Annotated in this window: 15 protein-coding genes; 5 read left to right on the forward strand and 10 right to left on the reverse strand. The window is 59.2% G+C overall.

What is annotated here, in order from left to right; genetic code table 11:
- The 6 genes from glgX to glgA form a co-directional block, all read right to left on the reverse strand.
- Complete coding sequence (gene glgX / locus FBY04_RS14355; RefSeq protein ID WP_084320678.1) at positions 1-2160, reverse strand: glycogen debranching protein GlgX; 2160 nt, start codon at positions 2158-2160, stop codon at positions 1-3.
- Between the two features lie 207 nt (positions 2161-2367).
- Entirely contained in the window at positions 2368-2709 is a 342-nt protein-coding gene (locus FBY04_RS14360) for a DUF2934 domain-containing protein (RefSeq protein WP_145315603.1), read from the reverse strand.
- Positions 2706-5498, reverse strand: a complete 2793-nt coding sequence (locus FBY04_RS14365; RefSeq protein WP_145315604.1) for a malto-oligosyltrehalose synthase — start codon at positions 5496-5498, stop codon at positions 2706-2708. The genes FBY04_RS14360 and FBY04_RS14365 overlap by 4 nt, the downstream gene beginning before the upstream one ends.
- The gene (gene malQ, locus FBY04_RS14370; RefSeq protein WP_145315605.1) at positions 5495-7573 is read right to left on the reverse strand and encodes a 4-alpha-glucanotransferase; all 2079 of its coding nucleotides are present in this window, start codon (positions 7571-7573) and stop codon (positions 5495-5497) included. The genes FBY04_RS14365 and malQ overlap by 4 nt, the downstream gene beginning before the upstream one ends.
- The gene (treZ, locus tag FBY04_RS14375; RefSeq protein ID WP_145315606.1) at positions 7570-9366 is read right to left on the reverse strand and encodes a malto-oligosyltrehalose trehalohydrolase; all 1797 of its coding nucleotides are present in this window, start codon (positions 9364-9366) and stop codon (positions 7570-7572) included. Before treZ ends, malQ begins: the two co-directional genes overlap by 4 nt.
- Before the next feature lie 14 nt (positions 9367-9380).
- A complete protein-coding gene (glgA, locus tag FBY04_RS14380) occupies positions 9381-10976 on the reverse strand; it encodes a glycogen synthase GlgA (protein ID WP_145315607.1) in 1596 nt (531 codons plus the stop codon).
- A gap of 555 nt (positions 10977-11531) precedes the next feature.
- On the opposite strand from glgA, the gene FBY04_RS14385 reads away from it, so the two are divergent.
- Complete coding sequence (locus tag FBY04_RS14385; protein WP_084320684.1) at positions 11532-12344, forward strand: crotonase/enoyl-CoA hydratase family protein; 813 nt, start codon at positions 11532-11534, stop codon at positions 12342-12344.
- 7 nt (positions 12345-12351) lie between these two features.
- Entirely contained in the window at positions 12352-13182 is an 831-nt protein-coding gene (nudC, locus tag FBY04_RS14390) for an NAD(+) diphosphatase (protein WP_084320685.1), read from the forward strand.
- Here nudC and FBY04_RS14395 read toward each other — a convergent pair.
- Both FBY04_RS14395 and FBY04_RS14405 read right to left on the reverse strand, forming a co-directional pair.
- The gene (locus tag FBY04_RS14395; protein ID WP_145315608.1) at positions 13150-13929 is read right to left on the reverse strand and encodes a TSUP family transporter; all 780 of its coding nucleotides are present in this window, start codon (positions 13927-13929) and stop codon (positions 13150-13152) included. The genes nudC and FBY04_RS14395 overlap by 33 nt on opposite strands.
- Positions 13930-14124: 195 nt before the next feature.
- Entirely contained in the window at positions 14125-15366 is a 1242-nt protein-coding gene (locus FBY04_RS14405) for an acyl-CoA dehydrogenase family protein (protein ID WP_145315609.1), read from the reverse strand.
- A 343-nt stretch (positions 15367-15709) separates the two neighbouring features.
- On the opposite strand from FBY04_RS14405, the gene sfnG reads away from it, so the two are divergent.
- Positions 15710-16801 carry a dimethylsulfone monooxygenase SfnG gene (sfnG, locus tag FBY04_RS14415; protein WP_084320688.1) on the forward strand — a complete coding sequence of 364 codons (1092 nt, stop codon included), beginning with the start codon at positions 15710-15712 and terminating at the stop codon, positions 16799-16801.
- A gap of 117 nt (positions 16802-16918) precedes the next feature.
- On the opposite strand, the gene FBY04_RS14420 is transcribed toward sfnG, so the two are convergent.
- Both FBY04_RS14420 and FBY04_RS14425 read right to left on the reverse strand, forming a co-directional pair.
- Positions 16919-17395, reverse strand: coding sequence for a nuclear transport factor 2 family protein (locus FBY04_RS14420; RefSeq protein WP_145315610.1), 477 nt, complete (start codon positions 17393-17395; stop codon positions 16919-16921).
- 56 nt (positions 17396-17451) lie between these two features.
- Positions 17452-18015, reverse strand: a complete 564-nt coding sequence (locus FBY04_RS14425; RefSeq protein ID WP_084320689.1) for a TetR/AcrR family transcriptional regulator — start codon at positions 18013-18015, stop codon at positions 17452-17454.
- Between the two features lie 217 nt (positions 18016-18232).
- Here FBY04_RS14425 and pssA point away from each other — a divergent pair, with 217 nt between their 5' ends.
- Complete coding sequence (gene pssA / locus FBY04_RS14430; RefSeq protein ID WP_084320690.1) at positions 18233-19576, forward strand: CDP-diacylglycerol--serine O-phosphatidyltransferase; 1344 nt, start codon at positions 18233-18235, stop codon at positions 19574-19576.
- A gap of 345 nt (positions 19577-19921) precedes the next feature.
- The gene (locus FBY04_RS14435) at positions 19922-25447 is read left to right on the forward strand and encodes a hypothetical protein (RefSeq protein WP_145315611.1); all 5526 of its coding nucleotides are present in this window, start codon (positions 19922-19924) and stop codon (positions 25445-25447) included.
- The last annotated feature ends 23 nt before the right edge of the window (positions 25448-25470 follow it).

A 25470-nucleotide genomic window follows, 5' to 3' on the forward strand; every position in this document is an offset into this window, starting at 1 on the left:
TCACTCTTCTTCCTCGTGCTGCAATTCGAACAGCAGCAGCGAACGGCCGGTGACGGAATATTCACGACCGAACTCGAAGCGTTCCTGACCACGAATCGACGGTTGGTTGGTGTCGATCATGCAAGTCCAGAATCCGCCGTCCGGTACTTCCGGCAAAGTGAAGTTGACGATGTCGTGGTGCGCGTTGACCACCAGCAGCAAGGTCGCGTCACCGCCCTTGCGGCGAATTCCGGTTTCCTGGGCGCGGCCGTCCATCAACATGCCCAGGCATTTGCCGTGCGCATCTTCCCATTGCTCGATGCTCATCTCGCTACCATCCGGTGCGAGCCAAGTGACGTCCTTGACGCCGATGTCCTCGTTGTAATTGCCCACCAGGAAGCGTCCGCGACGCAATATCGGGTAAGTCAGGCGCAACTTGATCAGGCGTTTGACGAATTTCAGCAATGCCTTGCCGTCCTCGCTCAGGTCCCAATTGACCCAACCGATCTCGCTGTCCTGGCAATAGGCGTTGTTGTTGCCTTCCTGAGTGCGGGCAAACTCGTCACCGGCCACCAGCATCGGCGTGCCTTGGGACAGCAACAGCGTGGCGAAGAAGTTGCGCATCTGCCGCTGACGCAGCTCGTTGATCTCGGGATCGTCGGTCGGACCTTCAACGCCGTGGTTCCAGGACAGGTTGTTGTTGCTGCCGTCCTGGTTGTTCTCATCGTTGGCTTCGTTGTGTTTGTCGTTGTACGACACGAGGTCATTGAGGGTGAACCCGTCATGCGCCGTAATGAAATTCAACGAGGCGTATGGCCGCCGGCCGCGCTGGTTGAACATTTCACCGGACGCGGTCATGCGGCTGGCGAAGTCCGCCAGTTGGCCGTCGTCGCCTTTCCAGAACGCGCGCACGGTGTCGCGGAATTTGTCGTTCCACTCGACCCAGCCTGGCGGAAAACCACCGACCTGATAACCACCGGGGCCACAATCCCAGGGTTCGGAAATCATCTTCACCTGACGCAGCACCGGGTCCTGGCGGCAGGCGACGAGGAAGCTGTGACGTTCGTCGAAGCCGTGGTGGTAACGCCCGAGAATGGTCGCCAGGTCGAAGCGGAAGCCGTCCACGTGCATTTCCGTGGCCCAGTAGCGCAAGGAGTCGGTGACCATCTGCAGCACGCACGGGTGACTCAGGTCCAGCGTATTGCCGGTGCCGGAATCGTTGATGTAATAGCGCTTGTCGTCAGGCATCAAGCGGTAGTAAGAGGCGTTGTCGATGCCGCGCATCGACAGGGTCGGGCCTTGTTCGTTGCCCTCGGCGGTGTGGTTGTAGACCACGTCGAGAATCACTTCGAGGTTGGCTTCGTGCAGGTGCGCGACCATCTCCTTGAACTCGGCGATCTTGCCGCTGGCCAGGTAGCGCGGGTCGGGGGCGAAAAACGCGATGCTGTTGTAGCCCCAGTAATTGGTCATGCCTTTGTGCAGCAGATGCTGGTCGTTGACGAAGGCATGGATCGGCAACAACTCTACCGACGACACCCCGAGCTTGCGGATGTGTTCCAGCACGTCATCGACCATCAACCCGGCGAAGGTGCCGCGCAGGTTCTCGGGGACGGAAGGGTGACGCATGCTGATGCCGCGCACGTGAGTCTCATAAATGATCGTCTTGTCCCACGGCACGCTGACGCGATGGTCATGGCCCCAGGTGTGTGCCGGATCGATGACTTTGCATTTGGGCACGAACGGCGCGCTGTCGCGCTCGTCGAAACTGAGGTCGGCGTCAGGGTGGCCGATGGTGTAGCCGAACAGCGCTTCGGACCATTTCAACTGGCCGACCAGTTGTTTGGCGTAGGGGTCGATCAGCAGTTTGTTGTGGTTGAAGCGATGACCGTTGGCCGGGTCATAGGCACCGTAGACACGGTAGCCGTAGATCAGCCCCGGGTGGGCGTCGGGCAGGTAACCGTGGTAGATCTCATCGGTGTATTCCGGCAGTTCGATGCGTTCCAGTTCGACTTCACCGGCGTCATCGAAAATGCACAGTTCGACCTTGGTTGCGTTGGCGGAAAACAACGCAAAGTTGACCCCCAGACCATCCCAGGTGGCGCCCAGCGGGAAGGGCAAGCCTTCACGGATTCGCGAGGCCTCTGCTTGAGGTTCTGGCGCGGAATTTTTCGGACTGGTCATAGGTGCTCCTGCAAAATGGGGAATGCTTTTTGTAGGAGCGAGCTTGCTCGCGATGGACAAAAGAGCGACGCGTTTAGTCAGAAAGTACGCGTTATCGTTAACGTCCATCGCGAGCAAGCTCGCTACTACAGGTTTTTCGGGGCGAGCGCGCCCACGGTGGCGAGCAGGCTCGCCACGGGTTCAATCAAGCGGCAATGAAGTGAAGCGTCAAACCGCGGGTGGTTTTTTCGTGGTGCGCGGTTTTTTCTGGGCGGCTTTTTCACCCGGCGGGGTGACTTTCGCAGCCGCCGCGGCCGGTTTGGCCTTGGCTTTCGATGCCGCAGCCTTGCCATCGGCCTGACCGTTGAGCTTGCCATCCGCTTTGGCCGCCGGTTTGGCGGTGATGGCTTTGCTTGCGGCAGCCTTCGGGGACTTCTTCGGTGCGAGGGCTTCGGCTTCAGCCAGCTTGCGAGCCATCTCCCAATGACGAGCTTCCTCGCCCTCGGGTTTCCCTTCCGATTCCCAGATCTGATAGGCAAATTCGCGGATGCGTTTTTCGTCGGTACTCATCGCAATGCTCCTGAACTGAACTCAAAGTTTTGGATAAAGAGATTGACCGGGAAATCCCCCAGCGCAGCGCCAATCATCAGCTCCTTGTGTTCTGTGACTGCGACGCTGGAAAAAAGTCCCTTCAGATTCTCGTCAGGGGTGGTGAACGGTAATTTGACCCGCGTATCGCCCCACTGCTGCGCGCCGACCTGGGGCTCGGCACTGTTTTCCAGCAGGCCTGCACAGCGTATCGGTACGATCACGATGGCCTGTTTCTGGTTGTACGAGCGCGCAAATGCCAGCACCCGATGTGCCTCGCTGCCGACCACTTCCAGCGCTTGATACGAGCCACGCTGAAACAGCTCGGCCTGTTCGGCGCGCAGGTTCAACGTGCGCGCGATCAGGGTTTGTTTGATACGCCCGTCCCGCCAGTTCGCCAGCAGGTCAGGCAGGTCCAGCGGACGCTGCATGGCTTGTTGACGACTGGCGTAATCCACCGGGCGACGGTTGTCCGGGTCGACCAGCGAGAAGTCCCAGTATTCGTTGCCTTGGTAAAGGTCCGGAACGCCCGGCACGGTCATGCGCAGCAAGGTTTGCGCCAAGCCGTTGAGTGCACCGGGTGCAGCAATCGACATCGCCGCTTTAGCCAGAGCTGCGCGCAGCCGTTCACCTTCGGGGCTGAGTAGCAGGCGTTCGAGGAATTGGTGAGCCGCGTGTTCGTAAGCATCGTTGGGTGCGCTCCAACTGCTTTGTAATTTAGCTTCGCGCAAAGCTTTCTGTTGCCACTGCCAAACACGTTGAGTGTAGTTCTCGTACGCCGCTTTATCGTCGTTGCGCAGATCCAGCGGCCAGCTGCCGAGGAGCGCTTGATAGAGGATCAGTTCATCGCCCGCGGACGGCATTTGGTCGTCGTCGCGCAGCGGCCGGGCCAGCGTCTGCCAGAGCGGTACCTGCCAGGCGAACCACGCGCTGCGTTCGCTCAACACCGCCAGCCTGGCGCGGGTGTCTTCGCCGCGTTTGTGGTCGTGGGTCGCAGTGGCCAGCAGGTTGTCGGGGAATTCTTCAAGGCGATTGAGGCACGCCGCATGAAAGTCGGCCACCGGCGCACTGAATTGCTCGGTGCTGAAACCCACGTCGTTGCGCGACAACAGCACCGCCGAGCGATAGAACGCGGTGTCTTCCACGGCCTTCGCCGCCGCTGGCGACGTCAGCTGCTGAAAGCGTACGCAAGCATGTTTGAGCATCTTGCGCGACCGGCCCACCGGACGTTTGCGCCACGGTTCACCGCCCAGCCATCGGGCAAGGCAATCAAGCACGGGCCAATCGGCCTCGCCGAGGGTTTGCCGCGCACCGTCCATGGCTTGCTGGAAAAACACATCGTCCTCAGTGGAGCGCCCACGGGGACTGATGTAGGTGCGATACACCGGAAAATGCACGATTAGTTCCTGCAACGCCCGGCGAATCGCGCCGAGGGTCAGGTCGCGGGTCATCAGGTCATCCCGGGCCACTTGCAACAGGGCTTGGGCGACGCTTTCAAAATCACCGGCGAGGGAACCGTTGAGAATCTGCTGACGCGCCAGTTGCGCTTCCTGACGGAAATCGGCGGGCCGCTCGCTGCAGCGACTCCACAGTTCGCCCAGGGTTTGTGCGCCGTCCGGGTCATGTTGCAGCAACGACAACTGGTTCATGAATTCGTAACCCGTGGTGCCATCCACCGACCAGTCACGGTGCAGGGTTTCCCCCTCGCCAAGGATCTTCTCGACGTAGATCGGCAAGTGCCGGTCCGGCGCCAGGCTGTCGACCCGGCGCCGCAGTTTGCGGCAATAACCGCGCGGATCGGCGAGGCCGTCGATGTGGTCGATACGCAGACCATCGATCAGGCCTTCAGCCACCAGTTCGAAGATTTTCGCGTGGGTCGCTTCGAACACCGCCGGACGCTCCACGCGCAGTCCGCCCAGTTCGTTGACATCGAAAAAGCGCCGCCAGTTGATGTCGTCCGCTGCCGTGCGCCAACTGGCGAGGCGATAGCTCTGGCGCTCCAGCAACTGATGCAGACGCTGGAAGCCGTCCGGCGTCAGCGAGTCGTAGGCTTCAAGGTTCTGTTCGATGGTTTGAAGCACGGCCGGGTCGCTGGCGAGTTCGCGCAGCTCTTCTTTAAGCGGCATCGCCAGACGGTGGGCGTCGGTCTGATAACTCAAGGTGCTGAAGCGGTCGGCCAGAGACTTGAGTTGCTCGTCATCCGCTTTCAACAGTTCGCCAAAATTCATCGGGCAAATCGGGAAGTGGTGATCGTAGTGCTCGACATAAAACGCGCCACGCTGCGCATCGAAGCGCAAGGGCAGGGTGCCGTCCTGCAACGCAACGCCATAGTCGCTGCCGAGGAAGGGCAACAGCAGCTGGCCTTCCATCAACGGATCGGGCGAATGCCACTGGATGTCGAAGAACTCGCCATAAGGGCTCAGGCGCCCCCATTCCAGCAAGTCCTGCCACCAGGGGTTATCACCGCCGCCGACGGCCATGTGGTTGGAGACGATGTCGAGGATCAGCCCCATGTTCTGCGCACGCAACGCGCTGACCAGCCGACGCAATGCCGCTTCGCCGCCCAGATCAGGGTTGACCGTGGTCGGGTCGACCACGTCATAGCCATGCATGGAACCGGCGCGGGCGCTCAGCAGCGGCGAGGCGTAGACATGGCTGATGCCGAGGCTGGCGAAATACGGCACCAGCGGCACCGCATCGTCGAGCGTGAAACCTTTATGAAACTGCAGTCGCAACGTTGCGCGCAGCGGTTGAATACGTGGCGGATTCATCGGTCACGCTCGGCGGCCTGAAGTCGCGCGCAAGCGAGCAGTTCCAGGCGCCGGGCGGCGTCCGGGTCATCAAGCAGCGCTTCGCTGTAGCCGGGCAAACGTCGCGACCAATTGGGATGCGTATCGATGGTGCCGGGCAGGTTGGCCTGCTGCTCGATGCCCAGGGCATCTTCCAGCGGCAGCAACACCAGCGGCGCGCGGGTATGCCCGAGGAAACGAATGGCCGCGTCGAGCACCTGGTCGGTTTCGTGGGACTCCTCACGAAAGTTCTGCGGGTCCTCGCTCAATACGCGGCGCAAGCCTTCGCGCTCCCGTTCACGATGATGGCGCCACTCGATTTCACTCTGGGCATCGACCAGCCCCAACCTGGCGTTCCAGTCGATATCGCGGCCATGCCACCAGCCGTTGAGCGTCGGCAGGTCGTGGGTGCTGGTGGTCGCCAGTGCGTTGTCCGGCCAGTCGAGGATCGGTTTGAAGCGTGTGTTGTCCTGTTCGAACAGCATCACGCGCATGCCGAGGATCGCGCGGGCGATGAGTTTTTCTCGCAGGCTGTCTTCCACCGTGCCGAGATCTTCGCCAAGGACGATGGCCTGATGCCGATGGGATTCAAGGGCCAGAAGGCGCAGCAAATCGTCAACCGGGTAATAGAGATAAGCGCCGTCAGCGGGTATTGCGCCGTTAGGGATTACCCACAACCGTTGCAGGCCCATGACGTGATCGATGCGCAGGCCGCCAGCGTGGGCGAAGTTGGCCCGGAGCATTTCGATGAAAGCGCGAAAGCCGTTGCGCACCAGACCCTCTGGCGAGAACGCGGAAATCCCCCAGCCCTGGCCGGTGCGGTTGAGAATGTCCGGCGGCGCGCCCACGGTCAGGGACGCGAGCAGTTCATCCTGGCGACTCCAGGCCTGGCTGCCACCGCCGTCGGCACCGACGGCCAGGTCGGCGATCAAGCCAATGCTCATGCCGCTGCTGCGGGCGGCGGCTTGAGCGCGTTCCAGGCATCGGGTGATCAGCCATTGGCAGAAGGCAAAGAAGCCAATGCGCCCGGCATTCTCTTCGGCGAATTCAGCCAGTGCCGCGCTGCGCGGATCGCGCCATTGCTCGGGCCATTCGCGCCAGTCGAGGTTTTCACCCTTGGCGGCGCGGGCTTCCTGAATGGCTTCGAAGCGGCAGTGGTTTTCCAGGGCTTCGCCGGCCGCGTGGCGGTAGCTGCTGAAGTCGGCATGTAACGGGTGTTCGCCCTGGACAAAGCCTTCGTACAACGCCTGCAACAGGCGATGCTTGGCTTCGGCGGCGACGGGCCAGTCGATCAATGGCAGTGCTTCAAGGTGCTTGAGTTCAGCGGCGAGCCCGGTGGCATCAATCGCCGTGCGCATCGCTCGCTCACCAAGGATTGCGCCGGGCGCGGCGTACAGGCTGTTGAGAAACAAACGGCTGGACGGCGAATAGGGGCTGTAGCGCTGGGTGTCGCTGCTGAACATGGCGTGCAGCGGGCTGATCGCCAACGCTTCGGCGCCACGCTCACCGGCCACCCGGGCGAGATCCTCCAGTGCCTGGGTATCGCCGCAACCGCCATCGCCGGGACGGCGCAGCGAATACAGCTGTACGCTCAGGCCCCAGGCGCGGGGGATCGGACTGTCGACGGCATCGCCGACGCTGTAGCAGCGCGCCGGTGCCACGGCCAGCGTAAAGCTCTGCCCGTCAATGCTGACATGCTGGTAACCGACCGGGATCAGGCCGGGCAACATCGCCTCGGCATCCAGTTTCAAGCTGAGTCGCGAGCCGTCTTCAAGGTGGATCTCGCAGGCGGTTTCCGGCTCGAAGTAATGCGCGAGGTTAAGGCTTACGCCAAAGTCTGCGGTCAGCAGCGGCGGCAGGTGCCGGGTCTGTTGCACCTGCTGCAATTCGAGCAGGCTGGCATCGATTTCCTGGGCACTGCCGGCCGGGTGGCCGAGTCCGCTCAGGACGTTGCGTAACACTGATGGGGCGACTTTCTGTGGGCGGCCGTTGGCGTCGATCCAGTCGACGGCCAGGCCAGCTCGGCCGGCCAGTATTTCCAGTTGCGCATCGCTCATTGGCGCTCTCCATCCGGGGGTAGCAAAGGGGCTGCGGCCGTGAGGCTGACTAGCGCGCAATACGGGGCAAGCGTGCCCTGATCCAACAGGTCGGCGGACTTCGGCGGGTGTTCGAACAGCAACGAAGTGCCGGCCTGTGGGGAGTGGACCACCGGCGTGTCGCTGAGGTTCAGGTCAATGCGCAGCAGGCTGCCATCGCCCAGTTGCCAGCGCGCCGTCACCGCGCCTTGCGCCAGTACGTCGGCCCCCAACGGGTGGGCGCCAGACAAGTGCGGGATGATCTGCTCATGACGGATCTGCAACAGTTGGCGGTACAGCGCGTAAATGGCGGACTGCCGGCTCGCCGCAAGGTTCGGACGGGAGTCTTCGAACGTCTGTTGCGCGTTCGGGTCGGGGATCTGTTCGCGCTTTTCCGGATCGGCAAACGCGCTGAACGCGGAAAACTCGCTACGTCGTCCTTCGCGAACCAGTTCCGCAAGTTCCCCGTGATGGCTGGTGAAGAACAGAAACGGCTCTTGCGCGGCGAATTCGTCGCCCATGAACATCAATGGGATCATCGGCGACAACAGCAACAATGCTGTTGCGGCTTTCAATGCGTCGGGGTGGGCCAGTTGGTGCAGCCGTTCGCCGAACGCGCGATTGCCGATCTGGTCATGGTTCTGCAAAAACAGCACGAACGCGGTGGGCGGCAAGTGACCACTGGGCTCACCGCGGGCTTCGCCATGGCGGTTGGTGTGGCCCTGAAACACGAAGCCCTGGCTCAGGCAGCGAGCCAATTGTTCAGTGGGGTTGTCGGCATAGTCGGCGTAATAGGCATCGGTTTCACCGGTCAGCAGCACGTGCAACGCGTTGTGGCCATCGTCGTTCCACTGCGCATCGAACCCTTCTTGCAGCAGGCTGGCCTGGTTGTGCTCGTTCTCGACCGTCAACCAGACATGCCTTGCCGGATCGATCTGTTGTCGAATGCGATGCGCCAGTTCCTGAAGAAAGTCCGGGCTTTCGATGGCGTGCACCGCATCAAAGCGCAAACCGTCAAAGCGGTATTCCAGCAACCACATCAACGCATTGTCGATGAAGAAGTCACGCACCTCGCGCCGCCGGAAATCGATGGCCGCGCCCCAGGGAGTGTGCTTGTCTTCATTGAAGAAGCCCTTGGCGTAGCGATGCAGGTAATTGCCATCCGGGCCGAAGTGGTTGTAGACCACGTCGAGGATCACCGCCAAGCCATGGCCATGGGCGGTGTCGATCAGGTGCTTGAGCTGTTCGGGGGTGCCATAGGACGCCTGGGGCGCGTAGGGCAGCACCCCGTCGTAGCCCCAGTTCCGTTCACCGGGAAATTGCGCGATGGGCATCAGCTCGATGGCCGTGATGCCCAACGCCGCGAGGCGCTCCAGGTGCTGTTCGACTTCGCTGAAGCCGCCCAGCGCACCGACATGCAATTCGTAGATCACTGCCTCGTTCCATGGCCGCCCCAGCCACGTGCTGTGTTGCCAGGTGTAGGCAAGGGGATCGACCACCACGCTGTGCCGATCAATATCACCGGCCTGCGCGCGGGAGGCCGGGTCGGGTACTTCAATCTCACCGTCGATGTTGTAGCGATAACGCGTGCCTGCGGGGCAACGCGTTTTGATCACGAACCAGCCATCGGCCTGAGGCAGTAGCGGCAAGGATTGTCCATCTTCCAGTTCGACACTGACAAAAAACGCATCTGGCGCCCACAAGGCAAAACGCGTGTGTTCTGCGTCCAGCATGATTGCGCCGTGGGGCCAGGTCTCAAGGGTCCGTAACGGCATTGTTCAAAAACCTCTTACTGTCTGTTCGATTTCCCCAGTGCTTTAGCAACAAGCTGTTCATAGAGTTCGGCGTAGGGTTCGACTGCTTTGCACCAGTTGAACGGCGCGGCCATGGCGCGGCACCGCATGGCGTTGAGCAGGTCGGGGAAGGCAAACACCTTGAAGGCGCGGCTCAGGGCTTCCTGATAACTCTCAACGGTGGATTCGTCGAACAGGAAACCGGTCACGCCGTTTTCGATGGTGTCGGCCAGGCCTCCGGTGTTGCGCGCAACCGGCAACGAGCCGAAGCGCTGGGCGTACATCTGGCTCAGGCCGCACGGTTCATAACGCGATGGCATCAGCAGGAAATCGCTGCCGGCGAACATGCGGCGGGCGTCTGTTTCGTTGAAGCCGATGCGTACACCGATTTGCCCGGGGAAACGCAGGGCCAGTTCGCGCATGGCTTGTTCTTCTTCCGGCTCGCCACGGCCGATGATCGCGATCTGGCCACCCGACTGGACGATGTACTCGGACACGGCTTCGGTCAGGTCCAGGCCTTTCTGGTAGACCAGACGCGAGACCACGGCAAACAGCGGGCCTTCTGAGTCGTCCAGACCAAACAGGTCGCGCACGTGCGCCGCGTTGACCGCTTTGCCTTCCCAGTCACCGATGCTGAACGGGCAGAACAGGTGCGGGTCGGTGGCCGCATCCCAGCTTTCATCGATGCCATTGGGAATGCCGCTGAGCAGACCTTGCTGGGTCTTGGCGGCAAGAAAGCCGTCGAGGCCGCAGCCGAAGGCCGGCGTGGTGATTTCCTGGGCGTAGGTGGCGCTGACCGTGGTGATGTGGCTCGAGTAAGCCATGCCGGCCTTGAGGAACGACATCTTGCCGTAGAACTCCATGCCTTCCTGTTGCAAGGCATGCGCGGGAATGCCCAGCTCCGGGCAAGAGCCCAGACTGGTCACGCCTTGATAAGCGAGGTTGTGAATGGTGAACAGCGTCGGGGTGCGCTGCCCACGCCAGTGCATGTAGGCAGGCGCCAGGCCGGCGGGCCAGTCATGAGCGTGCACCAGGTCCGGGCACCAGTGGATCTGCGCGAGGTTGGCGGCGATATCGGCAGCGGCCAGGCCCAGGCGGGCGAAGCGGATATGGTTGTCCGGCCAGTCGCGACCGTTGTTGGCGCCGTAGGGCGAGCCTTCGCGCTCGTAGAGTTCAGGGCAGATCAACACGTAAATGACCAGACCGTCAGGCATGTCCATGCGCCCGATCTTGCAGGGTGGCAGTGCGGCATGACCACCGAGCTCACCAATAATATGAATCGGGTTTTCGCTGTGCAGCACTTGCGGGTAACCGGGGATCAGCACCCGCACATCGTGCAATTGCGCCATGGCCCGGGGCAATGCTGCCGAGACGTCACCCAGACCGCCGGTCTTCACCAGGTCGGCGATTTCCGAGGTCACGAACAACACTTTCTTTCGATTTGGATTCTGTTTGGCCACCGGTGTCAGCGTCTTGGTGCTCGGGACGTTGATCGATTGGGCGCTTGGGGCGCTTGGGGCGCTCACGGCGCTCGTTTCGCCGACCTGCTGATGAGCACGTTCTCCCTGGATGTCTAAAGCCGCACTGATCATATGAATCTCCCGTGTTGTTGATCTAATTCTCAGGTCTGGCAAACGGTGTTTCGTGGCCATTTCCTGTGGCCGGGCGCAAACGCGCGACGCATTGGTCAGCAAACGCTGCCCACGCGTTGAAGCAGATTGGCTGGAGTGGACGCTGCAAGGATTGCACCAGTCGCAACGCACCTACCTGTCAGAGGACCGACCATGAAGAGCAAAAGTTTCGATTTTTTTTGCACTTTGTGACCGACCGGTTTTGCCACGCGAAAATGAGTCTAGGCCAGAACTTAGAGCGGTGAAGGGCATATGGCAAAATTGTTCGACAATCGGTTCAAAGAGGTACGAACGTGCATGAATAGGGCTCAAACGCTCCGACGAAGTGCACGTTTTTCTGCGATCGAGCCCCAAAAAGTAACCTGGCGGTCACACGAATATGCGAGGGCTGCAACGCCTGCGCACTATTGTGGTGCGTCGCGCAGTCCCGCTTTTGGCTGAACAGCTGCCTTACTGCCCAACGGGATGCCTTGTTATAGTTCGGGCCTCTTTTTTGCCTGGTAAAGGATCACTGCCATGTCTCAGTACACTGCGTTCACCGTCGAACTGGCCGATAAAATTGCCCATGTGCAAATCAATCGCCCGGAAAAGATCAATTCGATGAACGCTGCGTTCTGGAAAGAGATCATCGAGATCTTCCAGTGGATCGACGACACCGACGAAGTGCGGGTGGTGGTGCTCAGTGGCGCCGGCAAACACTTCTCGTCCGGTATCGACCTGATGATGCTGGCCGGCGTAGCCAATGAACTGGGCAAGGACGTGGGGCGCAACGCGCGCCTGCTGCGCCGCACGGTCCTCAGGCTGCAAGCGTCCTTCAACGCGGTCGACAACTGCCGCAAGCCCGTACTTGCCGCGATTCAAGGTTATTGCCTGGGGGGCGCCATCGACCTGATTTCGGCTTGCGACATGCGCTACGCCACCGAAGACGCGCAATTTTCGATCAAGGAAATCGACCTCGGCATGGCCGCCGACGTCGGCACATTGCAACGCTTGCCGCGGATCATCGGTGACGGCATGCTGCGTGAACTGGCTTACACTGGTCGCTCATTCGGCGCCGAGGAAGCGCGCAATATCGGTCTGGTCAATCGTGTCTACAGCGACACCGCCAGCCTGCTCGACGGCGTCATGGGCATTGCCCGCGACATCGCCAGCAAGTCGCCGATTGCGGTCACCGGCACCAAGGAGATGATCAGCTACATGCGTGACCATCGCATTGACGACGGCCTCGAATACGTCGCCACCTGGAACGCCGCCATGCTGCAATCCAATGATATGCGCGTGGCCATGGCCGCCCATTTGAGCAAACAGAAACCCGAATTTCTGGATTGATTGAAAAATGACTTCACGCTGGACCACCGCAGTACTGGACACCGATCAACCGGGCGGCTGGGCCGTGGCGCGCAGCCCCGAAGGCTTTCTGTTCGATGACAATGGCGCGCTGTTCCCGCGCGAATGGCTCAAGCGTCAGGACCTGCCGATTCTTGCCGAGCATGGCATAGGCCACCTGGATGGCGAGCCGGTGTACCTGCTGGAACTGCGCAGTCACAGCGAAGTGCCGGGCTGCGGCTGGAAAGGCCTGCGGGCATTCATGCTCGACGGTGATCATGCCGTTTACAAGGTGCTGGGTTATGCCGCGCAAATCGGTACCTGGGCCCGCGAGCACCGCTTTTGCGGCAATTGCGGGCAGGCCACCAAGCAAGTCTTCCGGGAACGGGCGATGTACTGCGAACCGTGCGACCTGCGTTATTACCCGCGCATTTCGCCGAGCATGATCGTGCTGATCACCCGTGGCGATGAAGTCCTGCTGGCGCGTTCACCGCGTTTTGTCACCGGGGTCTACAGCACGCTGGCGGGGTTCGCCGAGCCGGGCGAATCGGCCGAAGACTGCCTGATTCGCGAGGTACGCGAGGAAGTGCAGATCGAGGTCAAGAACATCCAGTACATGGGCAGCCAGTGCTGGCCGTTCCCGCACTCGATGATGCTCGGGTTTCATGCCGAGTACGCCGGTGGCGAGATTGTCTGTCAGGAAGACGAGATCGAGGACGCCCAGTGGTTCAACGTGCACGAGCTGCCGCCGTTGCCGGCGTCACGCTCGATTGCCCGTTACCTGATCGACGTTTATGTGGCGCGGCGTTTAGGCCACGCTGAACCAGTGTTGCCAGGCTAGCCGCACGGTCAGGCCCAGGACCACGGTGATGAACACCGGACGAATGAACTTGGCGCCACCGCTGATGGCGGAGCGGGCGCCGAAGAATGCACCGACCATCACCGACAGACCCATGCACAGGCCGATGATCCAGTCCACTTGCCCGGAAAATATGAACACCGACAGCGCCGCAATGTTGCTGACGAAGTTCATGCTGCGGGCCACGCCGCTGGCCTTCACCAGATCGATGGGGTACATCAGCAGGCTGCTGACGGTCCAGAAAGCGCCGGTGCCGGGGCCGGCCACGCCGTCGTAGAAACCCAGGCTGAAGCCTTGGGTCGACTGCCACTTTTTCTTGATCGGCGCGTCGCTGTCCAGCGGCGCTTTCGGCGTGCCGCCAAACAACAGATAAACACCGCAGGCGAACACAATCACCGGCAGCATCTTGTTCAGCCACTCGGCGGGCAGGTAATGCGCCACCACCGCACCGGTCAACGCGCCGACCAGCGTGCCGACAATGGCGTGCACCCACTGCCGGGGATGGAACAGCTTGCGCCGGTAGAAGGTGAAACTCGCGGTAGCCGAGCCGAAGGTCGAGCTGAGTTTGTTGGTGCCCAGTACCAGATGCGGCGGCAGGCCGGCGGTCAGCAGCGCCGGGGTGGTCAACAGACCGCCGCCGCCGGCAATGGCGTCGATGAAACCGGCAATGAAGGCGACAACGGCCAGAATGGCCAGGGTGGTGAGGTCAACGCTGAGTTCGAAAGGCATGGAATCGGCTTATTCGGCGGGGTGCAGCAAGGGGCTGCGGGGAAGGGCCGATATCTTACCTATATCCAACTTCGGCGGCGACCGCACTGACCCAATCCCTTGTAGGAGCTGCCGCAGGCTGCGATCTTTCGATCTTGTTTTTGAGGGGCAAGATCAAAAGATCGCAGCCTGCGGCAGCTCCTACAGGGCTCGGGCTCAGATTTTACGGGCAGGCCCATTGCCGATCTGCCACACAAACGGCGGCTCAGTTCCGTTGATCGCCCAATCCCCGACAATCCGCGCCTTATAGATCACCGGATTGTGCGACGACACCGTCCGCGCATTGCGCCAATGCCGATCCAGGGATTTACCCTCGCGAATATCCGACGCCCCCAGCGCATTGAACAGCTCGGTGGTCGCCCGCTGAATCAACGCCGAAACCACCACCTGCGCTTTCGCCGACTCGATTTCGGCGGCGACATTCGCTGCCCGTTCCAGCGCCTCATCCCCCGAAAACCGTGCCAGATAAGCCCTTTGCGCCGGCTGCGCGGCCTTCAGTGCACTGGCTTCAGCGGCATACACCAACGCCGCCACTTCGCCGACCACCTGCTGAACCTGCGCATCCTCACTGGCGCGCGGTGCGTTGCCATGACTGTAAATGCGTTTGCGCTCCCGCACCTGATGCGCCACATCACGCAACGCGGCGCGCCCGATCCCGGCAAGCGTGGCAAGCAAGACGAGTTGATAAAACGCCGTCTGGTATTTGAAGCGGGTGGCGAAGTCGATCACGTTTTCGGCGTCCACCTCGGCATCGATGAACCGCGACGTGCCGCTGCCAGTGGTGCGCTGACCGAAACCGTCCCAGTCATCGCTTTGCACGGTCCCCGGTTGCCGTGTGCGCACCGCTGCAATCACGTCACCACCGGTGTCGCTGCGCTGGGCGTAGACATCGATCCAGTCGGAAAACAGGCTGCCGGTGCTGTAGAACCTCTCGCCGGTGAGCCGCCAGCGATCGCCATGGGGCGTGAGTTTGGTGATCACATCGCCGATGGCCACGCTGCCGATTTCTGTCCAGGCGCAACCGACAATATCTCCCTCGACGAAGCGTTTGAACCAGAGATCCCGGGCCGATCCCGGCGTGGCGTTCAAGCGATCCTCGGCAAACGCGAAATGCCCGCGCAGCGCTTGAGGTACGTTCGAATCCGCTTCGGCCAGTTCAATCAGCAGCTCGAACAACTGTGGCAGGGATGCGCCGCCACCCCCGTATTCGACCGGCACGCGCACCGCGCCGAACCCGGCTTCCTTGAGCCATTGAATCGGTTCGAAAGGCAGGCTGCGCGAGTGTTCGCGCTCAACGGCCCCGGCGGCAATGCGCTGGAAGACCGGACGGAATCTCGCGGCCAGCGCTTCATAGTCGGTGCCAATGGACAGTGGGTTGATTACCTGGTGTTCGGTCATGGGGGCAGCTCCTTGGATCGGCAGTTAGTGCCGAGGGGGATTGCACGGTCCGTGCCGGGTAGAGGCCGTCGGGTTTTGCTGGGGGTTTGGATTCAGAAGTCGCTTGAACTGTTGCCGTACCAACAGCACAACAACAAATTGCCCAGACACACCCAAATCTTTGTGGAAGCGGGCTTGCTCGCGAATGCGGTTTCATATTCAACATTGATGTCGGCTGACCCACCGCTTTCGCGAGCAAGCCTGCTCCCACAGGGTTTTCGCCAGGAACAAGATAGTCGTCTCACCACGCTGGCACGGTTGCTGCTCTCACCCAAGAACTTCCCAACGTCCCGAGGACACGCCAATGAGTCAGCAAGCCGTCAAATTTGCCTACTGGGTGCCGAACGTCAGCGGCGGGCTGGTGGTCAGCAAGATCGAGCAACGGACCCACTGGGGCATTGACTACAACCGCAAACTGGCGCAGCTGGCCGAGGAAGCGGGGTTCGAATATGCCCTGACGCAAATCCGCTTCACCGCCGGGTACGGTGCCGAGTACCAGCATGAATCGGTTGCCTTCAGCCACGCGCTACTGGCCGCCACGACGAAGTTGAAAGTCATCGCCGCGATCCTGCCCGGTCCCTGGCAACCGGCGCTGGCCGCCAAGCAACTGGCGACGATCGATCAACTGACTAACGGCCGGGTGGCAGTGAATATCGTCAGCGGCTGGTTCAAAGGTGAATTCCAGGCGATCGGCGAACACTGGCTGGAACACGATGAGCGTTATCGCCGCTCCGAAGAATTCATTCGTTCACTCAAAGGCATCTGGAGTCAGGACAATTTCACCTTTCGTGGCGACTTCTACCGCTTCGACAACTACAGCCTCAAACCGAAACCACTGGGGCAACCGGAAATTTTCCAGGGCGGCAGCTCCCGCGCGGCGCGAGACATGGCGGCGCGGGTGTCGGACTGGTACTTCACCAACGGCAACACCCCCGAAGGCATCAAGGCGCAAGTCGACGATATCCGGGTCAAGGCCGCTGCGAACAATCATGCGGTGAAGATTGGGGTGAACGCGTTTGTGATCGCCCGTGACACCGAAGAAGAGGCGCGGGCCGTGCTGGCGCAGATCATCGATCAGGCCGATCCGAACGCGGTGAACGCCTTTGGCGATGCGGCGAAGCAGGCGGGCAGGGCGTCACCGGAAGGCGAGGGCAACTGGGCCAAATCGACTTTCGAAGATTTGGTGCAATACAACGACGGCTTCAAGACCAACCTGATCGGCACGCCGCTGCAGATTGCCGAACGGATTGTGGCGTTGAAAGCGGTGGGTGTGGATCTGGTGCTGGCGGGGTTCCTGCACTTTCAGGAAGAGGTGGAGTATTTCGGCAAGCGGGTGTTGCCGTTGGTGCGGGAGCTGGAGGCGAAGGCGGGCGTGAAACACGCCGCCGTCGCCTGAACATCACAAAACCCCTGTAGGAGCCAGCTTGCTGGCGAAGCGGTTTGTCAGTAAACGATGATGTCGACTGGATGACCGCTATCGCCAGCAAGCCGGCTCCTACAGGGGGAGATGTGTTTACAGGCCTAAGTCGGACAGCCCTGGATGATCATCAGGCCGACGACCCAGCGGCCAGTGGAACTTGCGGTCGCTTTCCTTGATCGGCATATCGTTGATGCAGGCGAACCGGTTGGCCATCAAGCCGTTCTCGTCAAACTCCCAGTTTTCGTTGCCATAGGAACGGAACCAGTTGCCCGGGTCGTCGTGCCATTCGTAGGCGTAACGCACGGCGATGCGGTTGCCGGTGAAGGCCCAGAGTTCCTTGATCAGCCGATAATCCAGTTCCTTGGCCCATTTGCGGGTCAGGAAACCTTTGGCTTCTTCACGGTTATAGGCGAATTCGGCGCGGTTACGCCATTTGGTGTCGAGGGTATAGGCCAGAGACACACGTTCCGGGTCACGAGAGTTCCAGCCGTCTTCGGCCAGGCGAACTTTTTCGATGGCGGACTCTCGGGTAAAAGGCGGCAATGGAGGACGAACTTCGGCGTTAGACATTTAAAGTCTCCCTATCAAATTAACGTTCAAGCAAGTTGTCGGGCTTGGTTAAAGTGTTACAGGTCCAATAACTTTCGCGCCATGCATTGCGCATTATCGGCGGCACTGTGATCACCCATGACAAGCGCCACGGTAATGGCACCGTCGATCAGGATCAGCAGCTGTCTGGCCAGCGTCTCCGGGTCTTTGGCGCCATGTTCGGTGCAGAGCTCGCGCACGTAGTCGAGCAGCTTCTGTTTGTGTTCTTTGGCGACCAGGCGAACCGGGTCTTGCGGGTCGCCGGTTTCACCGCTGGTGTTAATGAAGGCGCAGCCGCGGAAGCCTTCCGAGTCAAACCAGGTCCTGAGCACGGTAAACAGGTTGAGCAGGCGATCGGCCGGGGTTTCGGCCTGGTCGACGGCGCTCCTGTACCAGTGCATCCAGCGCACATCGCGCCGTTGCAGGGCGGCGACGGTCAGCTCCTCCTTGTTGGCGAAGTAGCGGTAAATGCTTTTTCTGGAGACGCCGGCGGTTTTCACCAGAAGATCCATGCCGGTGGCAGCGATGCCACTTTTGTAGATCAACTTTTCGGTGACATCCAGAATGATGTCGCGTGTGTCGTTGCTTGTGATCTCGTTCATGTGGCAAACAGTAGAACGATCGTTCTCCTTGGTCAAGAAAGATTTTCTTCGCTAATGAAATTACCTTCGCGAGCAAGCCCGCTCCCATAGGGGGATAGTCTTTCAAATGTGGGAGCGGGCTTGCTCGCGAAGGGGCCAACACAGACACCGACAAGACCCGAACCAACCGATGGTGTAAGCTCTCAAACTCTCCGGATTCGACCCATTTGCGAGCCCTATGCCGTCGCTTTTCAAACGCTCTCTGCTGCCCAAACTGCGCAGTTTTCCGCTGACCGCCGATGCCGTCACCATCCTCTCAGGCGCTGCCGAGTTCCGTCGTTGCCTGCTGGAAAAAATCGCTGCAGCGACCCAGCGCATCTACATCGTCGCGCTGTACCTGCAACAGGATGAAGCCGGCCAGGAAATTCTCGATGCCTTGCACGCCGCCAAACGGGCGCGTCCGGAACTGGACGTGGTGGTGGTCGTCGACTGGTTGCGCGCCCAGCGTGGCTTGATCGGTGCCGGCAAGCAGCCGGGTAACTCGGCGTGGTATCAGGAAATCACGCGCACCCACGAAAGCGTTGTGCCGGTGTACGGCGTGCCGGTGCAGACCCGCGAGCTGTTCGGCGTACTGCATCTGAAAGGCTTCGTGATTGATGACTGTGTGATCTACAGCGGCGCCAGTCTCAATAACGTCTACCTGCACAAGTTCGACAAATACCGCTACGACCGTTATCACCTGCTGCAGAACAGCGCGCTGGCCGATTCGATGCAGCATCTGGTCCAGCACGGTCTGATCGCCTCGAAAGCGGTACACCGCCTCGACCTGCCGAACCTGCCGACCACCCGCAGCCTGCGCCATGACATCGGCGACTTGCGCAGCCGCCTGAAACACGCGGCGTACGACACCACCACGGGCAGCACGGCCAAGGACGGTTTGTCGGTCAGCCCCTTGCTCGGGGTAGGCAAGAACAACCCGCTGAGCCGGGTGATTTGCGAATTGATCGCCAGCGCCCAGCATCAACTGACGATCTGCACGCCGTACTTCAATCTGCCGCTGGCAGTGACCCGGGAAATCAACCGGGCATTGGCACGTGGCGTGAAGATCGACATCGTGGTCGGCGACAAGACCGCCAACGATTTCTACATCCCGCCGAGCGAGCCGTTCAAGGTGATCGCGGCATTGCCGTACCTCTACGAGATCAGCCTGCGCCGCTTCGCCAAGCGTCATCATCGCAGCGTCGACAGCGGTCAGTTGAACCTGCACCTGTGGAAGGACGGCGACAACACCTATCACCTCAAAGGCATGTGGATCGATCAGCGTTACACCTTGCTGACCGGCAACAACCTCAACCCGCGAGCATTCCGCCTCGATCTGGAAAACGCGTTGCTGATTGATGATCCGAAAGGGGAATTGCTGGCGTCGCGTCGCAGCGAGCTGGCGGAGATCTTCCAGCACACCACGCGCATCGAGCGGTATCAGGATCTGGAAACCCTGCCGGATTACCCGGCGGCGGTGGCCAAGTTTCTCAAGCGGGTGAGCCGGGTGCGGATCGAGCGGTTGCTGTACCGGATTTTGTAAGTCTCCACGGGTATGAGCAGGGTGTTGCGGCTTGGGCGTAATTTGATAGTGAGGGAGCAGGACAGGTTTTAACGTGCATTCGATACATCCTTGGAACAAGGACTTCCAATGCACGCTCCGGTCGGTACTTCCAACGCAACGCAATGCGCAACTTCAGCCCGTTCAGTCAATGGCACTCCTGCTTCAACCCCGGTCGCCAGGCAACTGCTTCAAGCGCAAAACATCCCGGCTGGAATGGCGTCGCCTGGAACCGTCAATCGGTTGTGCGAGACATCGACACCAATAAACACAGGCGAATTTGAGCCGCCGGTATACGCCTTAGGGCATACGTGCCCTGACGACCTTGTGTTCGATCAACATTCGCTGGATAAAACCTGGGCTGCTGTACAAGACCACTTGAGGACACAGCTGCTTTCGGAATCTGAAATGCTTGAGGTTTTGAAAAGCGGCCTGTTGCAGACAGATACGGGTCGCTCAATGGCGGACTTGTTCGTTGAGGCCATGATGCGTTCCATTCAGCCCAAAGGCGACCTGACCGTCGAGGGACTGCGTGCATGGGTCGAGGTCATCTGTCATTTGCCACCCTCAGGCTGGGAGGATGCGCTTGGCCAATGCCTCCTTTTTTCCGAAAATGCCAATACCGACAGTGTTATCGGGTTCATCCAGTTGCAAAGGAATTCATCGCGTTATCAAAGAGACGAGATGATCGCCCAGGGTGAGTTGCTGACAGATGAGCAGTGGCAGTCCTTCTGCACCACTATCAAGAACCTTCGGTCGTCAGTCAGGCCGTGTCCGGAAGACCCAGTCAACAGTGCGCTGGCCCAGTTAGAGGAGTTCTTGGAAGTAAGACCCTCAACCAAAGAGGCCGCATCTCGATTGGGTGAATTGCTGGGATACCTGGACGAGACCAAAACCACTCGTGAAGAGTCTTTCCCGGACCAGCACAAACACGCAGTCGGAAAGCTCTGGCAAGGCATCAAGCCAGAGCCGGCTCCGTCATTGCTCACCGAGTTTGTCAACCGAACGAATTCAGCGCTGAATGCACTGGGCGTCATTACTGCTAAAGAGATGGGGGAAGTAGTCTTCGACAGCGTGAAGTCCGTAGGCAACGCTGCGGTGACGGCGTTGTCGACGACCGTAACAATGACGGTCTCGATGGCGAATATCGTGTATCGAGCCACCACTCAACAAAAAAGTGTTTTTGCAAGTGGCGCAACCTCAAGCGAGCTTGCCGATGCCAAGCAAAGTGCCGGATTTTCACTGGTGTCGGCGCTTGAAGAAATTGATCGGAAAGCCGAGTTCTACAGTCGAGTTGACATCCATGGCATGCCTGTACCGCAAGGAAGGTGGGCCAAAGTATTGTATGTGCTGAATGCCGTGGATACGGGCAAAAAACTGTGGGGCTCAGGGATCGAGATCCCACCCCGCGCCCCTGTTCAGACCCCGCATCACACATCACCGGCAATGCCCAACGAAAGCGCACATTCTTCATCACTTTCACCCCACATGAAGGTGACTGTCGCGAACGCCACCTTCGCGAGTAACCCCTTCATTACCACTTTTTCAACAGGCTTCGAAGGGCCAGCGTTGCGCCCACACTCCCAGGAAAACGTTTCACATCTCAATGTGGGTGCATTTGAAAAGGTTGAACAGTTTGCCCGGCAGATTGATCAATTACTCACGCAATCCATGCATATGTTTACCGGTTGGCACCCCGTCGAGGCAGTGGAAGAGCAACACCCATTGATGCCGCTGCGCAATCTGGCTGAAAGACTTGGCGACTTGCTGGACGGCGTCCGCCGTCATGAACAGGAATCCTTAACCAACCCGGACAGCCCTTACGCACTGACTGTTGAGCCGCTGGAGCAAGAGCAACCGTTTATTGAAACCTTGTACGCCGATCTCGGCGCATGGCTTCAGACTGCCGCCAATTGCCTGGCAGCGATGGGAGTGGCGACATTGAGCGCTGTCACAAGCGTTGTTCAGCAGCACCCACGCGCCGCCGCAACGGTTGCGATGGCAACGATTTATGCCGTTGTTAACGAGTTCTTCAACCTGCGGGCCGGGGCCGCGATCGGTGGCTCGCACTTTGTCCAGGAAGAAGACTCCGGGCTGCGAGGCGAAATCCTTAATGAAGTGGCAAACCTCTTGAAGGCAATGCCATCGGTTGATGAGGCGGTCAGGGCGCGGATATCCAATTCGACTTTTGAGTCTCCTCATGAGGATTCCCAATTGGTGAACGATGTTGCCGGTTTGTTGGAGCAGCCTGTGCCATGGAACCGGAAAATCACCAGCGGAGAATTGATCGTCAAGGTTGCTGAAAACACTCGAATTGACTATTTCCACCAGCACGACCTTGCTCCAGGCACTGTCGATGAGGGCACGACAGAGCCACCAAGGTTAAAACGATCAATACGGGTTGCCGAGTTGGTGTTGGAGATGCTGACTGACTCGGGCGCGCTCTCAACCGCGGACAAACAGCTGCAAAGTGATGTTCTGACAGAGCTTGAGTCCAGTAGAGGCATCCCCGTGGCGGTCCCGACTGGAACGCTGCTTCATTCATCTGTCGAATTGTACAAGCAAGCCCTGGCCGACCCGGCCCTGCTGGAGTTCTTCACCGCCAAAGGCCTTTCTTTGCCAACGCTGCGCATCTATCACAACCGGGTGGTCGGTGATGTCACCGAAAACGGTCAGACCAGCCCGCGTTCGTTTGATCTGTGGGATGGCTCGGGGTGGTGGCCGGCGGCAAAAGCACTGCTGCCGGTCCTGAAATTGCTCGACCCTGACGACTTGGGGTTGTGTCATGTGGGGGCTGACTCGACCGCCATTCCTCACGAGGTGGTGCTGAGATTTTACGGGGTGCCTCCCCATGGAGCGAGCGCACAACAATTGGCCAGCCAATTGAAAACATCTGGTTGGCCCGAGTTCTCTAGCGCTAAAAAAGCGCGGCTGGAAAAAGCGGTCGAAGGGGTCGCACAGGCTGCTGAAGAGATTCGGGAACGTGCGAAGTTGATCACTGCCCTCGAACTGAGTGTCAAGGACAAGGCCGATAATGCGGCCGTTACCTTGTCGAATACCATAATGGATTTTGTCAGCGCTCCACTCGCACAGGCAAGTCGGGAAATACGCCATCATCTGAATGATCTGCTGGCATTGCCGGCCATGATTGAGCTTTGCGAGGCTCGCAAAATTGATTGCAGCGCATTCCCTGTCAGGGTTAATGAGCGAAAAATACAAGTGTTCTTCGGGAACCAGTGGGTTGACCTGACTGATGATGTGAACGCGCAGCCTGCGTTGAGGGCAGCGTTCGACACGTTGTCTGAACAGGCCAAAAAATCCGGCTGCGCGCTTTACACCAGTACCTCGTCTGACCTGATGCAACTCATCCGTTTCAGGGGGTTTGATGCACCCAAAAATGCCGGTGATGTACGCAACATCATTCGCTGGCTGAACACGGTAATCCCGCCAGCTATGCCCTTAGGGAACTATGGGGCCGATTTACTAAGGGGCACGCCTGCGTCCGTCACACTTTCAAGCGATGAAAAGACCCAGATCATTGATCTGCTCGAAGTCCTTCTGGGCGAGTCGCCATCAGTTATTCAAGCGTTGGGTGGTCATCTGCTCGATGGCACCTCAGTTGAATACAGGCGAACCAATGCACAGTATTTGCTCATGGCGATACTCGACACAGGTGAGGCCGAGTCATGGGGGGAGCAGTTTATCGAAACGCTCAACTGGTATGGCGGCACTGAAGGGCAAACAGCTTCCGTAGCGCACTACCAGCAGCTCCTGTGCGCAGCGATAAAACTGAGCGTAGATCCCGATGTGCCTGGCCGACTCGGAAACATTGCCGGTTACGATGTGTACCAGCCAAAAAACAGAGGGCGTGATCTCGGTGAGATACGTGGCGATATCGAAGATCATCTGATTAAAAACAAGGGTGTCTGCGCTCTGACTGCCCCACTGGTGGCCCATCTGTTCCTGGCCGACGCTGCACCGGAATTTCTCGTACATGGCGGTAGCGATAAGGTGCGCATGGGAACGTTCAATTGGATGACGTTGCGTCTGGGAGCTGTCCTCGCAGAGGCAACAGATTCGGGTTGCTCCCGTGCAATGACTGCAGAACAGCTAAAGGCGCTTGCACTGCTTGATCCCGTCACCGAGGAAAACCGCCTGTTGTTTCAGAGTCTGGGTGTCGACATCATGGTGGCGTGGGGAGTCATGAACGGCGTTGTTCAAAAGAAACCGAATTCAGACTATTCACCCGCGGATTATGAGCGCGCTGCCAACCTGTTCGCCAGACAGAGAGCTGATATTGCCAAGACACTCTCGATATTTTCCCGGCCGTTACAAACGCGCAAGGAGCTGGCCATCATTGAGCTGCGCAAGGCTTTTCCAAAGGCAAGTCTTCGCCAAATACTGGCGACGAAGCTCTGGTCAATCCATTTGGGGGCTGACTGGAACATCGAGGCAGGCAAAGGGACCACCCACGATCTGGTCGAGGTGTACATGGCAGATGACTTGAACACTGAAGATTGGTACATCCCTGGCCAATCTGTGCAGACGAAAAAAATATGGAAACGAAAAATCGAGGCGATACCCAACCTGAACAGGCTTTTAACGGCTTCCGTAGACAGTTATTTCTCCGATTTTTCAGAAGGTTTTATCGCTCCAACCAAGCTTATGTTCTGCGAATTACCTTTGGAAGACCGCCAGGCTCTTCAGTTGGGGACCGTTGAGCTGTTCACCTTGCGAGAAGAAACCGGGCAGATAAAGGAGGATGAAACTCCTGAGCTTCAAGCGGACTTTCGTGGGGGGTATGGAACACTTATGCGTTGTGAGCACCTGGGCAATGTCAGCTATCTTGAAGTGTTCCCGTCACAGATGAAAATCATCAAGCGTTTGGACTTACCCGGTCACCTGCCGCTGAACGGCGAGATGGTAGTTGAAAAAGTCAAAATGAGCAGAGGCTCTCCAGTCAATGCCAAGGTTCAGCGAGGTACTGAGTTGCCCTTCGATTTTGAGGCTTACACTACCGGGTCCGTGGCGAGGGCAAATGTGAAGTCGCGTAAATTGATCATCGAAAAACTGGCCGGCAGCTTTGCCGCTGAGTCCTTGGTGGGTACTGCGGACGCCAGGACATACGTCCCCGATATCTATTTCTCGTCCAAGCTGGACAGGATCACCAGAGCCATCATCAACGATAATTTTCTGCAGGGGCAAAAGGCGGTGCTGTTGAATAGCGCCAAAGGAGTCACCCCCCGGGATAAGCAGAAGCAATTCTGGGAAAATTTGAAAGGTTTTGCACTTCAACTGCTTCCCTTCGTTGGCTGTGTCAACGACTTGAACACCGGGACGCGCAGGGGCTTTATCGATGGCGTGTTCGGATGTTTTGCCGATGCACTATCGATGCTTTTCGGATTGGTCGGTGGTGCAGTGAAAGGAGTGGGTGTAGTCAACTCACTGTCACCGTTTAAAGTGAAGGCTTTTGAGTTAATGAAAACTGGCATGGTTACCACCCATTCGGTAATCAATCCATTGAGCGGATTGCCTGACCTCATTTCGGGCACTGCAAGAGGAACGTGGCGCTTTGGTCAAATGCTGACCAGTGGTGTATTCGATATTACCCAAAGCGGCCTCGGACGCCTGCAAGCCGGTCTCGACAAAGCCAGGTGTTTTTTCGGTGGCGCCGTTGGAGACGTGGGGAAAAAACTGCCAGGGTGGTTGAATGCCGATTCTGCGCTCTTCAAAGGCGTACACCGGGGCGCTAACACCACGGCCATTTTTCAGAGCAACAAATGGTATGGCGTGGATAGCAGCGGAAATCCTTTCGGTCCGCCACTTACGGATTTCACTCCTTTGAATCCATGACGTCCCACCTGGACTGCTTCGCG

Origin of the sequence: Pseudomonas sp. SJZ080, assembly GCF_007828295.1 — a bacterium.
Classification (GTDB): Bacteria; Pseudomonadota; Gammaproteobacteria; order Pseudomonadales; family Pseudomonadaceae; genus Aquipseudomonas; species Aquipseudomonas migulae_A.

Excerpts from the sequence above, each read along its gene's own strand:
- FBY04_RS14425 (WP_084320689.1), bottom strand. The coding sequence starts at position 18,015 with ATGAACGAGATCACAAGCAACGACACACGCGACATCATTCTGGATGTC.
- FBY04_RS14365 (WP_145315604.1), bottom strand. The coding sequence starts at position 5,498 with ATGAATCCGCCACGTATTCAACCGCTGCGCGCAACGTTGCGACTGCAG.
- FBY04_RS14405 (WP_145315609.1), bottom strand. The coding sequence starts at position 15,366 with ATGACCGAACACCAGGTAATCAACCCACTGTCCATTGGCACCGACTAT.
- nudC (WP_084320685.1), top strand. The coding sequence starts at position 12,352 with ATGACTTCACGCTGGACCACCGCAGTACTGGACACCGATCAACCGGGC.
- glgX (WP_084320678.1), bottom strand. The coding sequence starts at position 2,160 with ATGACCAGTCCGAAAAATTCCGCGCCAGAACCTCAAGCAGAGGCCTCG.
- glgA (WP_145315607.1), bottom strand. The coding sequence starts at position 10,976 with ATGATCAGTGCGGCTTTAGACATCCAGGGAGAACGTGCTCATCAGCAG.
- FBY04_RS14395 (WP_145315608.1), bottom strand. The coding sequence starts at position 13,929 with ATGCCTTTCGAACTCAGCGTTGACCTCACCACCCTGGCCATTCTGGCC.
- FBY04_RS14385 (WP_084320684.1), top strand. The coding sequence starts at position 11,532 with ATGTCTCAGTACACTGCGTTCACCGTCGAACTGGCCGATAAAATTGCC.
- treZ (WP_145315606.1), bottom strand. The coding sequence starts at position 9,366 with ATGCCGTTACGGACCCTTGAGACCTGGCCCCACGGCGCAATCATGCTG.
- FBY04_RS14420 (WP_145315610.1), bottom strand. The coding sequence starts at position 17,395 with ATGTCTAACGCCGAAGTTCGTCCTCCATTGCCGCCTTTTACCCGAGAG.
- sfnG (WP_084320688.1), top strand. The coding sequence starts at position 15,710 with ATGAGTCAGCAAGCCGTCAAATTTGCCTACTGGGTGCCGAACGTCAGC.
- malQ (WP_145315605.1), bottom strand. The coding sequence starts at position 7,573 with ATGAGCGATGCGCAACTGGAAATACTGGCCGGCCGAGCTGGCCTGGCC.
- pssA (WP_084320690.1), top strand. The coding sequence starts at position 18,233 with ATGCCGTCGCTTTTCAAACGCTCTCTGCTGCCCAAACTGCGCAGTTTT.
- FBY04_RS14360 (WP_145315603.1), bottom strand. The coding sequence starts at position 2,709 with ATGAGTACCGACGAAAAACGCATCCGCGAATTTGCCTATCAGATCTGG.